Raw genomic sequence first — 14,810 nt, forward strand, 5'->3', positions numbered from 1 at the left:
CCGACGGATGGCGAACGACATGCGCTGCCCCTGCCTCAGCGGCGACAACTATGACGAGTGCTGCGCTCCCTTCCACCGTGGTGCCGCCTGGCCACCGACAGCCGAGCGACTCATGCGGTCTCGCTACTCGGCGTTCGCGGTCGGAGACCCCGACTACCTCCTGGCCAGCTGGCATCCGGATACGCGTCCGGCCTCCTTCGAGCTCGATGCGGGACTGCGCTGGTACCGTCTCGATATCGTCGCGCGAACAGCGGGCGGGCTCCTCGACACCGCAGGAACCGTGGACTTCCGTGCCTACTGGCGGGCAGCGGATGGCACGGCCGGAGTGCAGTCCGAGAACAGCCGCTTCGTGCGCGCGGACCGCCACTGGGTCTACCTCGGCGAAGCCTGACCGCTGATCCTGCGCGAGAGTTCGGCCGCGACCGTGCCGATCTGGTCGGCGAGCTCCGCCCAGCGTTCCACCGGAATCGCGTCTCGCGGGAACGATACGGCGATACCCGCGGCCGGCCAGCCGGCATGGTCTCGCACGGCCACCGCGACCGAGGCGATGCCCTCCGTCACGTCCCCATCTTCCGCCGCAAATCCACGTTCGCGCACGCTCTCGAGCAGTCGGGAGAGCTCGGAATAGCTGGACGGTCCCGTGTCGGAGTGGTGCGCGAAACTCTCACTCGAGGGGAAGAGAGCGCGAAGTTGAGACTTCGGGAGGGTTGCGAGCAGCGCCCGACCGCTCGCGGTGACGTGGCTCGGCAGCCTCACTCCGACATCCGTCACCAGGTGGGGACGCCGCGGCGCGCGCTCCTCGATGAGGTAGACGACGTCGCGACCATGAAGCACCGCCAGGTGCGCGCTCTCCCCGAGTCGATCGACGAGTGCCGAGAGGATGGGCCGGCCCAGCCGCGTGAGCGGTTCCTGGCGCATGAATCCCGAACTCAGCTCGAAGGCGGCGATGCCGATTCCGTAGCGCCGTGCCTCCGGAAAATGCAGCACGAAGCCATGCTCCTCGAGCACGCCGAGCAGGCGATAGACCGTCGAGCGCGGAAGGTCGAGGGCATGCGCGATGGTCGATGCGGCGACGGGCCCGCGCTGCGCCGACAGCAGACCGAGGATCCGGAGGGTGTGGTGCGCTGCCGGTGCGGACTGTGAGGGCCGGTCATCCATCGCGTCCCCCACCCGGTCGACTGTCCCGTATCTGAGACGGTGTTCAGCCTACCGTCGAGGAGCATCACGGCCCGAGAAGACCTGGTGGGTGGCGGCAGCGCCGATGCCACCGACTTCGAAACCCGGATCCCGGACGGTCCGGTAGCGCGCGGGGGGAAATCGTCCCCGGGGACCGCCGCGCAACGGCGATCCCCAGACCTGTGCTTTGACACCCGAACTGGGGGTAACGGGGTGGTCACAACCGGTGCTCCGCGCATGGATAATGAAGCCACGCGTCCCAACCCTGATACGGAATGCGCAACACAGCACGACGGGTCAGCCCCGACCCAATGACTCCTTGCCCGCGGAGTGCCATGATCCGGATCCTCATTGTCGACGACCATACGACGTTCACCGAGCTTCTGACGGAGGCTCTCGATCGAGAACCGGACCTCTTGACGGTCGGTTCGACCGACAGCGGCCGTCGCGCGATCGGCCTCTGCCGCGAGCTGAATCCCGACCTCGTCGTGCTGGATTACCACCTGCCCGACGTCAACGGCCTGAGTGTCGCTGCCTCGATCCTTGCCGAGTCCCCCGGCATCCGAATCGTCATGCTGACGGGCGATCCCACTCCCGAGGGGGTCCAGCACGCCGCCACGATCGGAGTGGGAGCTTTCCTGCCGAAGGACGGGTCCTTGGCCGGCATGTTGAACACTCTCCGCAACGTCCGGACCGGCGGCTTCATGGTGCACCCCTCGCTGGTCGCCCAGCTGTACGCGCGGTGGAACCAGCACGAGCGCCAGAACTCGACTCAGACGTTCACCCCTCGGGAGCTCGAGGTCCTGCGCCTGATGGCGGACGGGAACGACGTGAGGGCCAATGCCGTCATTCTGGGAATCTCGGAGAACACCTGCCGCGGCTACGTGAAGTCCATCCTCGCAAAGCTCGGGGTGCACACCCAGCTCGAGGCTGTCGTCAGCGCTACCCGACTCGGACTCGTCGGGGCACACTGACATGCCTCGCCCGCAGATTCGGGGGGCACCCAAGCCCCCGAATCCTGCGGCCCGCGCGTCCCGCCACGACGAAGACGCGGCCGTCGAGCGCTCCGAAGTGCGCGCCGCCGTCATCAGGTTCCTCCTGATCGGGCTGGTCACACTCGTGGTGATCTCCGTGCCGGTTGCGCTGTGGATCCGTGGCCAGGCCGAACGCTACACCCTGGCGGCGGCTGTCGAGCGAACACACGAAATCGCCGATTACGCGGTCGCCCCCCTCATCACCGACGAACTCCTCGCCGGCGACCCCACCGCCCGGCGCAGGCTCAATGACCGGCTGGCGCGCTGGGCGGCCGGCAACTACATCCAAAGAATGAAGGTCTGGGATCCCAGCGGGCTGATCCTGTATTCCGATCTACCGTCGCTGATCGGTCGAACCTATCCGCTCCCCGACTGGAGCTCGGACCTGATCGCTCGGGGCACGGAAAGAGCGTCGTTCGGCACCGAACAGCGACTCGACAACGAGCAGGATTCCGCTTTGGGAGCGCTTGTCGAGGTGAACGTGAGCGCGATCGGTGCCTCCGGCCAGCCCTTCATTTTCGAGACCTATTTCGACGATGAGGCCGTGAGCGCCCAACAGCTCGCACTCGCGCGGGAGATCATCCCCGCGTTCACCCTGTCGTTGCTGGCCCTGCAACTCGCCCAGCTTCTGCCCGCGATCCGTCTGGCCAAGCGCATCCAGGCCGGTCAGGCATCCCGGCGTCGCCTGTTGCAGCATGCGATTGTGGCCTCCGATCTCGAACGCGGGCGGATCGCCAGGGAACTCCATGATGAAGTCATTCAGGATCTCGCGGGACTCTCCTACACGTTCGAGGCGGAAGAAGCGCACGGGCCGCCGCGGGAACGCCCCCTTTTCGGCCGAGCGCGCACAATCCTGCAGCGCAATGTCGGCGCGCTACGGTCGATGACGACGGAACTGTATCCCCCCGACTTCGCGCGGCTGGGTCTCGCCGAAGCGCTGTCGAGGCTGACCGATCCTCTCATCGACCACGGAATCGAGACCTCCGTGTCCCTGCCCGAGCGGATCGACCTCGACCAGGATCGCGCCGCAATCCTCTACCGGGTGGCGAGAGAGTCCCTCGCCAACACGATCAAGCACGCCGAGGCCGGCAGCGTCTCGCTCACCGTGAATCAGGATGGCGAGTTCACCAGGCTGATCGTGCGCGACGACGGTCACGGCTTCGACCCCGAGCGTCCCTCCCCTGACGGTCATCTGGGACTCCGGATCATGCGGGATACCGTTCACGTCGCGGGAGGAACGCTCTCCATCACCTCCCGGCCCGGCGAGGGCACCATCGTCGTGGCCGCGCTCGATCGCGCGTAGCGTCGTCAGTACCGTCCAGGCCCGGCTGAGGCGGACCGGTTGCCGTTAGGGGATGTCGAAGGCGTCGATGTTGAGGGCGCTCGAGCTGCCGAGGCCGTGGGCGGTGCCGTCGAAGTAGACGGACCAGGTGCCGGCGTTGTAGTAGAGCACGTCCTCGTCTTGAACCGCTCCCAGTCCCGGGACCGTCGTGGTCGCGGCACTGAAGGACAGGTAGAAGTGAGTCGCGTCGACCCGGACGAAGCCATCGACATTCGCGTTGGCCGGCAGGTTGTAGGGCGCGGCGCTTGCGTCGATCACCCTGCTGTATGCGGTGCCGTTCCAGCTGTAGATGTCAGCGTCATCCGCGCTGCCCGTCACTCCGGGCGGCAGCGCGTTGCCCAGCACGGAGAAATACAGGGTCGAGCCCGAGACGCTGATCGCATCCACGTCCAGGTCGTTGTTCCCGCCAAGGCCGTGGGTGCTCCCGTCGAAGAACATCGACCACGAGGTGCCGTTGAAGAACAGTACGTCCTCATCCTCCACGTTCCCGATACCGGGGACGTTCACCTGACCGGTGAAGGAGAGGTAGAACTGGTTGGGGCCCACCTGGTCGAAACCGTCGACGTTGGCGGTGCCGGGCAGCTTGTACGGTGCGATGGTCGCGTCGATGGTCCGGCTGAACGCTGTGCGGTTCCAGTTGTAGATATCCGCGTCGTCGGCGGTGCCGCCCACACCCGGCACGACGCTGTTGCCGGATGTCGAAAACAACAATGCCGCCTGCACCTGGAGAAGGACGGAGGCACTCGCGCTCCAGTTGCCCGCGGCATCCCGTACCCGAACCATCAGGGTGTAGCCGCCCTCTTGCCAACTCCTGACGTCGATCGACGAGGACACCGTCCACGGGCCCGTCCCGGTCACCGTCATCGGTATCCCGTTGCCCGCGCCGGGGTCCGCACCCGTGAACCACTCCGCACGGGTCACCGTGGAGAAGGCATCCTCCGCCTGCGCCGCCACGCTCACGGATGCGGCTCCCGCCGTCGGGTTCGGAGACACCGCGACAGTGCCGAGCACCGGCTTGCTCTTGTCGACGAGCAGCGTCGTCATCTCCGTCACACCCCAGTTTCCCGCCGCATCCCGAGCATGCACAAAGAGCACGTGGTTACCGTCCGCGAGGGCGCTCACGGTAGCCGCGGGGATCATCGCCTCCAGGCTGGCGGTCGGTGCGCCAGCGGGCGCCGTGGGGACGACAGCCATCGCCGTGCCCGTCCCGTCGGCACCCCGGGTGTCCGTGAAGTACTCGGCCTGCGCGATGTTCGAGCCCCCACTCGAGACGTCATCACCGAGAGCACGCAGGGTGGCGTCGATCGACGCATTGGTGGGACTCGGTGTGATCGACGCAGACCGGGTAACCGGACCGGTGGTGTCTCCCACGGCGGGCGCTGTGATCGTCAGAGTTCCCGTCGCGGTTCTGCTGATCGCGCCGCTGCTGGCTGTGATGGTGAACGGATGACTGCCGGTGAGAATCTCGGACGTCGTGGTGACCAGCAGCTGCGAGGCGCTCGAGCCGGCAGGCAGGACGACCGGGGTGAACGTCCAGTCCGCCTCCGTCGCGCCCAGCCCGGACAGCGACAGCGAGATGGATCCGCTGAAGCCGAAGGCGCGGATGACCTGGACCGGAATGCTCAGGCTCCCTCCGGCGATCGACGTCGCGTCGGGCTGCGTGACAGCTACGCCGAAGTCCTGTTGCGCAAGAAGCCACTGGTACGCGGCCAGGACATTGACTCGTCCGTTGCCGTAGGCGGTATCGGGTCCCGCAACGCCGAGATCGACGGCGGTCGCCGTGAGTGCGGCCTGCGCCTGATCGGTGGAGAGTCCCGGGAGCGCGCCGAGCAGCAGCGCCAGCGCGCCGGACGCGCTCGGAGCCGCCATCGATGTGCCAGATGCCGTCTGGTACATGCCGTAGAGGTCGGCAGTGCGGATGTTGACGCCGGGCGCGACAACGTCAGGGAACACCCTGGTGCGCCCCCCGCACGTGGATGGCCCGCGACTGCTGGACGTGTCGATGACGTCCGCACCGGTGACAGCGCCGACGGCCACGGCCTCGGGGTAGTTGGCCGGACTGACGCTGGAGGAAACCCCCGAGCCGTAGTTTCCGGCGGCGAAGACGGGCAGGATACCGGCCGTGCGCAGCGCTTGGAGGTCGGGTTGGAACGAGAGGTCGCAGCCGGGCCCCGCGCCGATCGACCAGGATCCGTTCACGATCTGGGGCGCGTCTGCGGTAGTCGGATCGTGATCCGGGTCGAGTGCCCACTGGAATGCCTGATGGATCGCGGTGACGGTCGCCGCCCCCCTGTCGTTGAAGATCTTCGCCGCAATCCACGTTGCGCCGGGGGCCACCCCGATCGACGTGCCGCCTGCGTCACCGCCGAGGATCGCACCGGTCGTCGCGGTCCCGTGGCCGGAGAGATCGGTCGGGGTCACGGGATGCTCGCCGTAGGGGTCGAACCAGCCGCCTGCGCCTCCGCGCCATCTGCCCGCGAGGTCGGGATGAGTGATGTCGACACCGCTGTCCAGGCTCGCGACCACCACGCCCTGCCCGGTTAACCCGAGGTTCCACAGTGCCGGGGCGCTCACCGTGTTGAGGCCGGGTTCCGGCGCTCCGGAGGACGGAACCACCGCGACCGTATCGGGGGTGATGCTCGCCACCTCTGGGCGGGCCGCCAGCTCCTGGATCACGCCTGCGGTGGCGGTCACCGAGATTCCATTGACGACCCACAGGGGTGTGGTCCCTGCCACCTTTCCCTGGGCGGCCCGGGCGCGTAACAGCGCCCGGAGGGGAACCTGAGTGCTGTTCGCCGTGGCCGTCAACGCCTGGATCGTGCCGTTCAGTCGTTCCGCTCGGTTGGCCCCCTTGACGCGTTTCAGATTGGTCTGCTCCCGCAGGGTGACGATCACCGTGGTCATCTCGCCGCGAGGAAGGGTGGCCAGCATCGAGTGGACACCGGCGGATAGCCTGCCGATTCCCGACGGGGTGCTGGTCCGAGCCGACGCGGCCGGGGCGAGCCCCCCTACGAGAAGAGCGACTAACGCGGTCACGGCGAGGGTCTTCCTCATCGTCGGCTCCCTATCTTCTTCCCGTTGGGCTGAACTCCTGGAGCGACGCGGGCTCCACGGCGGGTTCCGGGCGCCGGCGGGCGGTCAGGAGGGCACCGAGGGCCACGGCCAGGAGCAGAACGGCCAGAGCGGACGTCACGAGCTGCAGCGGACGGACGGTTTCGGCATCCTCGGCAGGGACGGTCAGCCGGAGCCTGGTGACCGCCGTGGGCAGGCCGTCGCGTTCCAGCGACACGGAGGCTATCCACGCGCCGGGCCCGGGTTTCACCGTCTCTGCTTCATAGCGTCCCGGCTCGATGCGGTCGAACTGCACCTCGCGTGTGCCGGTCGGGCCGGCGAGGGCGACCGAGACGGCGCTGACGGGCGCCTCCTCCAGCTTCACGATCGAACGGGATCGGACGATCAAACGGCTCTCGCCCTGCCCGGCGGCCACCTCCTCGAGCGTGACGAAGAGCCCGTCGACGGTGGCAGTGTGCAACTCCGTCTGCCTCGTCGCTATGGCGATCTCCCGAGCCGTGGGAACCGAGGTGAGCACACCGGCGGCACCAACGGCAACAGCAAGCACGAACACCTCGGCGGCGACGACGGTGACGAATCGGCGCCGCGAAAGCGGAACCCATCCCGCCGGACGCCGGAGGACGCGACCCACCCGGGCCGCCAGAGGCGGATTGACGAGCATCGTGTTGATCGCCGCGAGCGCCAGCGCGACGATGACCAGGACGAGCTTCGCGGCGACGGCGCCGCCATAGACGGTCGCGGCCACGAAACTCAGGTCGGGGATGTGCAGACCGGCCTCGTAGATGCCCGTCGCCACCAAGACGGCCGTGGCGATAGCGGCCATCGGGCCGAAGCTTCGCCAGGCCGATCCCAGGATTCGGGCGCGCGCACCCGGGTGGATGCGCATCATGGGGATCAGGCAGAAGGCGAGTATCGCAAGGCCGCCGGCCCACACTCCCGCGGCGACGAGGTGGGAAGCGGATGCGACGACAGCCAACGCGGATCCGCTGGGCAGACTCGAGGCGTGACCGGCACACGCCTCCAGCCCGACGACAGGCGCGAGCGCCAGGGCTGCGATCATCAGCCGCCCTTCGGCTCGGGAGGTGCGAGTCGCCCAGTACACGGTGCCGGCCGCGATCGCGAGCGCGATCTCCCGGGCAAGCCACAGGTGGCCCCATTCGGTGCCGGTCAGGGTGGCCCAAGTGGTGCCGAACCACTCCCCGAGAGAGCTGCCTCCGCGTTGAGTGAGGAGAAAGGGGGCGACTGCGCCGGACACGACGGCCACGCCAAGAGCGAGCGCTCCGACGAGGAGAGAACGCCGACGGGGCGAGACGCCCATCTCGCCCATCGAGCCGAACACTCGACCGGAGACGACCACCGCGCCGATCGCGAGCATGATCGCCGACAGGTCGATCCAGCGGAGCAGCAGTCCGGAAGGATCGAAGATCCCTCCGGCGGAGGGAGCGATCACCGCGGGCCGCGTGCCGACGCCGAAGACCACCGAACCTTGGGTCGTGTGACCGTCATCGACTGCGAACACCTTCCAGTCCAGCGCATAGGTCGCCTTCGCGAGCGGTCGTGTGGAGATTCGGACGATGCCCTTGTCATCGGCTTGGGACACGGATACCTCCGTGGCCACCCGCGCACCGTCGGAGGTGTGGAGCTCGAAGCTGCTGGCCTGGGCGGAGACCGCCTCGGTGAACCAGAGGGTGAAGGTGGATCTGCCGACGGCGATCACGCCCTCGTTGGGCGGGTCGGATCGCTCGAGCTCACTGTGTGCCCACGCCGGCGTCGCCCCGAACAGAACCAGGACGAAGACGGCCATCAGGATCGCGGTCAGGCCGCTCGCCCTCCGCAACCAGACGCGGTTCATTGCTGGGCCACGATGTGCTCGATGCGGGAGTCCCCCATTACCAGCGTCAGTTTGGACCCGGCGTGGATGGCGTTGTGCGCGTTGGCGAACAGGAAGAAGTAGGTTCCGCCCAGGGTGATTTCCGACGCGTGATGGGGCCGGGAAATGACCATCGTCGCACCGGTATCCTCAACGACCACGATGGGAAGCAGCTTTTCGTCGTGGATCATCCGATCGGCCTTGTCGGGGTCCACCACCTGATAGCGGAACTCGACGAGTCCCCCTGCCGCTGTCAGGCCGATCAGGTTGACATCGATCCCGTAGCGGGCGGCCATGCCTTCGGCAGTCACCAGCGTGGTCCCCGCGCGAACGTCTGCCTTCTGCCCCGGCCACCAGCCCAAGGCGGCACTCGTGCCGCCCCCGACCAGAAGCACAGCCACGAGGCCGATCGCCAGCAACCGCCAGCGGCGGGGTCGCGTCTGATCTCCCTCGGTCTCGGGCTCAGCGCTCGACTCGGGCATCGTCTCGGTGATCATGGTGTTTCCCTCTCTTCCGCCCGCCGAACGGGGTTGCCGGCCAGCTGGCGATGTTTGCTAGGGGATGTCGAAGGCGTCGATGTCGAGGTTTCCGGTGGTGAGTCCGTGGGCGGTGCCGTCGAAGTAGACCGACCAGGTTCCCGCGTTGTAGTAGAGGATGTCTTCGTCCTGCACCGCGCCCAGCACCGGCACTGTTGTGGTGTCTGCACTGAAGGACAGGTAGAAGTGGGTCGCGTCGACCCGGACGAATCCATCGACATTCGCGTTGGCCGGCAGGTTGTAGGGCGCGGCGCTCGCGTCGATCACCCGACTGAACGTGGCGCCGTTCCAGCTGTAGATGTCGGCGTCGTCACCAGCTCCAGAGACCCCCGGAGGCACGGCGGCGTTGTCGGTGGAGAAGTACAGCTGACCCCCGACGACGCTGATCGCATCCAGATCCGTTGCCCTGCTCCCGGTGAGACCCCGCACACTGCCGTCGAAGTACAGCGACCAGGTGCCCGCGTTGTAGTAGACGACGTCTTCGTCCTGCACGTTCCCGATCCCGGGCACGTTCACCTGGTCGGTGAAGGAGAGGTAGAAGTGCGTGGCATCGACCCGGTCGAAACCATCGACATTGGCGGCGCCCGGCAGGGAGTACGGCGCGAGGCTCACGTCCAAGAGCCGGGCGAAGGCGGTGCCGTTCCAACTGTAGATATCGGCATCGTCGGCCGTTCCACCCACACCGGGCGGGTTGCTGTTGCCGAAGGTGGAGAACGACAGAGCCGCCTGCACCTGCACCACCGTGGAAGCGGTCACGCTCCAGTTGCCGGCCGCATCCCGCACCCGCACTGTGAGGGTGCGGGCACCCTCGGCGAAGCCTCTGACGTCGACCGGCGAAGCCACAGTCCAGGTCGGGCCGGTGCCGGTGACGGTCATCGCTGTGCCGTTGCCGGCCCCCGGGTCGGCGCCGGAGAACCACTCGGCGCGAGTGACCGTCGTGCGGCTGTCCGTCGCCTGCGCGGTGAGGTTCACCGAGGTGGCACCCGCGGTCGGGTTCGGAGTCGCCGTCACAGCGCTGACCACCGGCTTGACCTTGTCGACCACCAGGGTCGTGGTCGCGGTAGCACCCCAGTTGCCCGCGGCATCCTTCGCATGCACGGAGATGCTGTGATCGCCGTCGGCCAGCAGCGCGACAGTCGCGAGCGGGATCTCGAAGTAGCCGGACTCCGACGCGCTGTCGTACACGCTGTCGGTGGCTCTGACCACGATGCCCGTGCCGTTCGCGGTGACCGTGTCGATAAAGGCCTCGGCTGCATTGATGGTGCTGTTGACGCCGGCGCCGAGGGGATCGGTCATCGTCGCCACCGTCACCCGCACGGCCGAGGGGCTGCCGTTGAAGGCGAGCGTGCCGTTATTGGGTGTCGGCGCCACCACGACTCCAGAGGTGGCGGGGGCCGTCTTGTCGACCACCAGGGTGATGGCGACCGGCGCGCCCCAGTTGCCCGCGGCATCCTTGCTGTGGATGGAGACAAGGTGGTTGCCTTCGGCAAGGGAGCCGAGGACTCCCGCGGGAATCACCGCATCCAGGCTGGCTGTCGGTGCGGCGGTATTCACGGTCATGACCGCTCCCGATCCGTCCGTGCCTACAGCGTCGATGAAGTACTCGCCGTCCGTGATGTTCGAGCCGCCCGTTGCGGTGTCATCCCCCGTGGCATGCACGGCGATCAGACGCGACGCCGACCCGTTGGTGAGGCCGGGGGTCAGAGACGGGGACTTCGAGGTCGGGCCGGTCGCGTCGCCGCCGGTGACCAGTACGGAGCTGAGAACGCCGCGGTTACCGGCAGAGTCCTGCCCCCGGACGTAGAGGACGTGCTGGCCGGTGGGGATGGTCAGCGACGCCGTGACAGACACGCCTCCGGCGCCGCTGCCCTCCATCGAGGTGCCCGTGCCCGTCACGGTGTCGATGAAGTACTCGGCGCCCGTGATGCTCGATCCGCCGGTCGTGGTGTCGTCGATGGTGGCCTTCAGGACGCCCGCCGTGTAGGTGACCGCAGTGGTGACCGGTCCGGTGGTATCGGATCCGCCGGCAGCGCTCGCAGGGACCGTGACGAAGGTGAGCATTCCGCCGGTACCTGCGCTGGTGCTGTTGTGCAGCAGCAGGCTGCCGTCGTAGATCGGCACGCGGGTCACGGCGGTCGTCGCGCCCGGAGCCGTGACGACGGCATCCGCCGTCTGACCCGGGCCGAATGTTTCCGCAACGTAATGACGTGAATATGTCAACGGGCTGCCATCGAGAGCGATGACCCTCTGATCGGTGCCCAGCGATGCCAGTGAGTGGTAGCGACTGCCGGCGTTGACGTAGCGCAGCAGTACCTTGTTGCCCCCGGCCGTCGCCGGGATGGTGTCGGTGTTCGGGTAGGCCTTCCCGTTGATCAGGGAATACCGGGGGGCGTAATTACGCATGTCGAAGGCCGCCGGGTTGGCGGCGTTGTTCAGTGCCGGATCGATCTCGCTGAGCAGCACGACCGCCTCGTCATCGAAGGTGGTGCTCGCGTCGTAGGCCTGGCCGGCTGTCGCCGGGCGCACGATCAGTGCGCCATACAGGCCCATCGACACCTGGTGCTGCGCGCCCGGTACCAGGCCCGCTTCGTAGAGGTAGGTGCCGGGTCGGCTGGCCGTGAAGGTGTACGACCTGGTTGCGCCGGGCGCGGCGCCGGTGCGGTCCGGCACCATTTGCTGGCCTTGGAAGAGCAGCGCGGTGTTCTCGGTCAGCTGGTTGTGCAGCGTGATCGTGACAGTGTCCCCGACGGTGGCACACAGCGTGGGTCCGGCGGGCTGGGACACGGTTCCCGCAGTGGTGCGGTAGCCCCAGACCGTCACGTTCTGGCCGGCAATGGTCGTCGACCCCGACACCGCATACAGGTCGCCCGGTGCGGTGCACGCCGCGGTTGCGGCTTGAGCGGTCGTTGCCGGCCCGAACAGGGCCACCAGTACGGCAAGTCCTCCGGCCGACACCAGCGCGGTGACGAGAGACGAGATCACTTTTTTCATGCTCTTCGGGTGAGACATTGTTCTCCACACCTTCCTGGTCAGCCGCAGCTGTTGGGCGTCGGCGGGTCGATCCGCATGTAGGTGATCGGTCCGGTCATATTCGTGCCCCAGGACGTGATCTGGAACAGGGCGTGATTGTGGGAAATGATGTAGTACTCCCCGCACTGGTTCACGCTCTGGATGCCGGGGGGCAAGGCTTCCTTGGTCCCGAGGTACGGACTTCCGCTGTAGAAGACGCCGATCGACTGGTCGGCCAGCGCCGGCACCGTCACCGGGACCGGGTTGGACGGGGAGTAGTTCTCAGCGTCATACCACTTGAACAGCACGTCCCAGGTCTGGCTCGGACCGATGTTGATGGCGAACTTCTCGAACGAGAGATCCTGCCCGGCGGGGCCCTCGAGCGGGCGGCCGTCTCGAGCGATCACCAGGCCGTTGTTGCCGTGCGGGTGGAACGGATAGTCCTCGGTGCCAACGTTGAGGTACCGGGCCATCCCGGGCTGGTCCGGCGTGGTGGCGGTGCGGTTGAACTCCGTGATCTGAGCGAGTGCCCCGTAGGGCTGAGCGGGAAGCCAACTCGCGCCATTGTCCGCGATGCTGTCGGGGTATCCGCGACCGTTGATGAGCCAATAGCGCGGGTGGTAGTTGTTCATGTTGAAGCTCTTGTTGTTCTCGACGGCCTGGTGTTGGTAGGGGTCGATTTCGCTCAGCAGCACCATGAATTCCTGGCTCGGCTTGAACCGGCTGTCTTTCCTGTTGTTGGCATACTCGCTCGCGGTCGACCCGGCCGCCCCTCCCGTCGGCACGGCCGAGGGGCGCACTATCAGCGCCCCGAACAGGCCCATCCGCACCTGCTTCTCTGGGTTGGTGCCGGACTCGTAAAGGAATGTTCCCGGGTTGGCGGCCAAGAAGCTGTAGGTGACGGTCCCACCCCCGGCCGCGGCCGTGTTGGTGAGCGAGGTGATCGGGCCGGCCCCCGTCGACTGGGGTTGCGCCGGGATCCCGTTGGCCAGAACGTTCTCCTGGCCCGGGAAGACGATCGACGCGGCCTCGGGCAGGGTGTTGTGCAGTATCACCGTGACGGTGTCTCCCGCGTTGACGCACAACACTGGGCCGGGGTGCTGGAATGCGCCGAACCCGCTGGAGTACCCCCACATGAACGCCGTGTTCCCGTCGGGCAGACTGATGTATCCGGTCTTGGTGGTCAGGTTGAAAATCGGAGTCGTGGCACCGCCACCCACGCCAGTGGTGCATTCGATGCCGACCCGCGCGGGGGGCGCGGCGATCGCCGCCGGGGTGAACGAGCTCATCACGGCTCCGACCAGGGGCAGCGCAATCAGCAGCGCTGCCCAGCGCACGCCCCGGGTGCGAACCTTCCCTTGCAGCACGGCGGTCCCTTTCATCATGGCTCTCAGACTCCCAGGTCGTTCGGATAGCTCTGCGGAGGGATGCCGCCAGCGGCATACACGCGGATCTCGGTGGCCTGACCGCCCATTCCGCCTGGCGCCAGGTTGTTTGTGACGGGGTAATTGCGGTTGTAGAGCATGTAGGTGTCAAAACCGGGACCGGTGTGGTCGGGCGCGACGAAGACGACATCGAAGCTCTCACCCGGGCCGATGTTGATCGTCTCGGTCTCATAGGACGTATCGGTGCCGTCACGTCCCCGCATGGGCGTGGCGTCGCGACCGACGACCCGCATCCGGATCCCGGCCGTGGTCATCGCCTGCTCCCGGAAGCCGAGGTTGGCGAATCGCAGCGCAACCGTCTCGCCGGCGTTACAGGTCACCAGCGACGACTGCGGCTGGTACTGCAGCTCCGGGTGCCCGACCGGGGCGATCAAATCCCCGGTCAGAGTCTCGGTCTGTACCGCGAGGGAGTGCACGGATGCCGCGGCGTCGATCGGGGCGTTGGGGGCGATGGTGTCCGGGTAGACGCGCCCATTGAGCAACCCGAAGTCGGCTCGGTAGTCACTCCACTGTGGCAGCTGGATGTGGGCATCCGCCCAGTGCGCCTCGGCCCACACCTCCGAGAGGAACATGCCGAACTCTCGATCGAAGCCGGTCGAGCCGTCGCCGTCGTTGTACATGAACTTGCTGTGCCCGCCGATGGTCTGGCCGTCTTGCAGCGGACGGACGAACACCAGGCCGGTCATGCCCATGTGCACGTGCTCGACGTCCTCCACGTGGCAGTGGAACATGTAGGTTCCGGGTTCGCGGGGTCGGTAGACGTAGGTGAAGACCCGTCCCGTCCTGATCGCGACCGATCCGGACGGTTCCCCGTCGAAGAACGGAATCACATTGCGGAAGCCGTGCCAGTGCAGGGTGTGCGCGTCGAACAGGTCGGGCCGCAGAGCCAGGCCGAGGTTGGTCAGTTGCACCGTGAAGTCGACCGGGCTGGCGGGGTCGAACTGCTTCGTCCAGAACATCGGAGCGGAGTGCTGGGCCTTGTTCTTCTGGTTCGTCCTTTGGACGTCGGTCAGGCCGGTGACATTGCGGAACCCGAAGATATAGGTGGTCAGCAGATCCGGCGCCAGGATGTCGGGGTGGAACGGCGGGATGGCCGGGGTCTCCGGCAAGTGGATCCACCCGTCGGTCCCGGCCAGGAAGAGGTCGGGGTCTCCCACAGCGCCAACCGCGGCTTCGGGCCTGAGCACGTTGCCTGCCAGGACGCCTGTGCCGACGATGACGACCGCACCGCCGGCGAGCTTGAGTACGTCGCGGCGGCTGAAAGGCTGCTTGAACATCATTCTCGTGTCTCCCTGGGGGTGCTCGCTGGCGCTGTCTGATGAGTGG

At 67.2% G+C, this 14,810-nt stretch carries 10 protein-coding genes; 3 read left to right on the top strand and 7 right to left on the bottom strand.

Annotated features, from left to right (window positions below; genetic code table 11):
- Window positions 1-7: 7 nt before the first annotated feature.
- The gene (locus tag VLI63_RS16270) at window positions 8-391 is read left to right on the top strand and encodes a YchJ family metal-binding protein (protein ID WP_354576546.1); all 384 of its coding nucleotides are present in this window, start codon (window positions 8-10) and stop codon (window positions 389-391) included.
- Here VLI63_RS16270 and VLI63_RS16275 read toward each other — a convergent pair.
- Window positions 373-1,158 carry an IclR family transcriptional regulator gene (locus tag VLI63_RS16275; protein WP_354576529.1) on the bottom strand — a complete coding sequence of 262 codons (786 nt, stop codon included), beginning with the start codon at window positions 1,156-1,158 and terminating at the stop codon, window positions 373-375. The genes VLI63_RS16270 and VLI63_RS16275 overlap by 19 nt on opposite strands.
- Window positions 1,159-1,511: 353 nt before the next feature.
- On the opposite strand from VLI63_RS16275, the gene VLI63_RS16280 reads away from it, so the two are divergent.
- Both VLI63_RS16280 and VLI63_RS16285 read left to right on the top strand, forming a co-directional pair.
- A complete protein-coding gene (locus VLI63_RS16280) occupies window positions 1,512-2,150 on the top strand; it encodes a response regulator (RefSeq protein ID WP_409157910.1) in 639 nt (212 codons plus the stop codon).
- A 1-nt stretch (window position 2,151) separates the two neighbouring features.
- Window positions 2,152-3,513 carry an ATP-binding protein gene (locus VLI63_RS16285; RefSeq protein ID WP_354576531.1) on the top strand — a complete coding sequence of 454 codons (1,362 nt, stop codon included), beginning with the start codon at window positions 2,152-2,154 and terminating at the stop codon, window positions 3,511-3,513.
- 45 nt (window positions 3,514-3,558) lie between these two features.
- Here VLI63_RS16285 and VLI63_RS16290 read toward each other — a convergent pair whose 3' ends face one another.
- Genes VLI63_RS16290 through VLI63_RS16315 form a run of 6 tightly spaced genes read right to left on the bottom strand, consistent with a single transcriptional unit; the run spans window position 3,559 to window position 14,764 of the window.
- Window positions 3,559-6,606, bottom strand: a complete 3,048-nt coding sequence (locus VLI63_RS16290) for a S8 family serine peptidase (RefSeq protein WP_409157911.1) — start codon at window positions 6,604-6,606, stop codon at window positions 3,559-3,561.
- Between the two features lie 10 nt (window positions 6,607-6,616).
- Window positions 6,617-8,476 carry a copper resistance protein CopC gene (locus VLI63_RS16295; RefSeq protein WP_409157912.1) on the bottom strand — a complete coding sequence of 620 codons (1,860 nt, stop codon included), beginning with the start codon at window positions 8,474-8,476 and terminating at the stop codon, window positions 6,617-6,619.
- A complete protein-coding gene (locus tag VLI63_RS16300) occupies window positions 8,473-8,991 on the bottom strand; it encodes a hypothetical protein (RefSeq protein WP_409157913.1) in 519 nt (172 codons plus the stop codon). Before VLI63_RS16300 ends, VLI63_RS16295 begins: the two co-directional genes overlap by 4 nt.
- A gap of 57 nt (window positions 8,992-9,048) precedes the next feature.
- A complete protein-coding gene (locus VLI63_RS16305) occupies window positions 9,049-12,039 on the bottom strand; it encodes a multicopper oxidase domain-containing protein (protein ID WP_409157914.1) in 2,991 nt (996 codons plus the stop codon).
- 20 nt (window positions 12,040-12,059) lie between these two features.
- A complete protein-coding gene (locus VLI63_RS16310) occupies window positions 12,060-13,424 on the bottom strand; it encodes a multicopper oxidase domain-containing protein (RefSeq protein WP_409157915.1) in 1,365 nt (454 codons plus the stop codon).
- Between the two features lie 5 nt (window positions 13,425-13,429).
- Window positions 13,430-14,764 (bottom strand): multicopper oxidase domain-containing protein, encoded by a 1,335-nt coding sequence (locus VLI63_RS16315; RefSeq protein WP_409157916.1) that lies wholly within the window; start codon window positions 14,762-14,764, stop codon window positions 13,430-13,432.
- Window positions 14,765-14,810 lie beyond the last annotated feature (46 nt).

The organism is Lacisediminihabitans sp. H27-G8 (genome assembly GCF_046156175.1).
Taxonomy (GTDB): Bacteria; Actinomycetota; Actinomycetes; order Actinomycetales; family Microbacteriaceae; genus Lacisediminihabitans.

Bases quoted from the DNA above. Each gene is read 5' to 3' on its own strand.
- VLI63_RS16270 (WP_354576546.1), top strand. From the start codon at position 8: ATGGCGAACGACATGCGCTGCCCCTGCCTCAGCGGCGACAACTATGAC.
- VLI63_RS16275 (WP_354576529.1), bottom strand. From the start codon at position 1,158: ATGGATGACCGGCCCTCACAGTCCGCACCGGCAGCGCACCACACCCTC.
- VLI63_RS16280 (WP_409157910.1), top strand. From the start codon at position 1,512: ATGATCCGGATCCTCATTGTCGACGACCATACGACGTTCACCGAGCTT.
- VLI63_RS16285 (WP_354576531.1), top strand. From the start codon at position 2,152: ATGCCTCGCCCGCAGATTCGGGGGGCACCCAAGCCCCCGAATCCTGCG.
- VLI63_RS16290 (WP_409157911.1), bottom strand. From the start codon at position 6,606: ATGAGGAAGACCCTCGCCGTGACCGCGTTAGTCGCTCTTCTCGTAGGG.
- VLI63_RS16295 (WP_409157912.1), bottom strand. From the start codon at position 8,476: ATGAACCGCGTCTGGTTGCGGAGGGCGAGCGGCCTGACCGCGATCCTG.
- VLI63_RS16300 (WP_409157913.1), bottom strand. From the start codon at position 8,991: ATGATCACCGAGACGATGCCCGAGTCGAGCGCTGAGCCCGAGACCGAG.
- VLI63_RS16305 (WP_409157914.1), bottom strand. From the start codon at position 12,039: ATGTCTCACCCGAAGAGCATGAAAAAAGTGATCTCGTCTCTCGTCACC.
- VLI63_RS16310 (WP_409157915.1), bottom strand. From the start codon at position 13,424: ATGATGAAAGGGACCGCCGTGCTGCAAGGGAAGGTTCGCACCCGGGGC.
- VLI63_RS16315 (WP_409157916.1), bottom strand. From the start codon at position 14,764: ATGATGTTCAAGCAGCCTTTCAGCCGCCGCGACGTACTCAAGCTCGCC.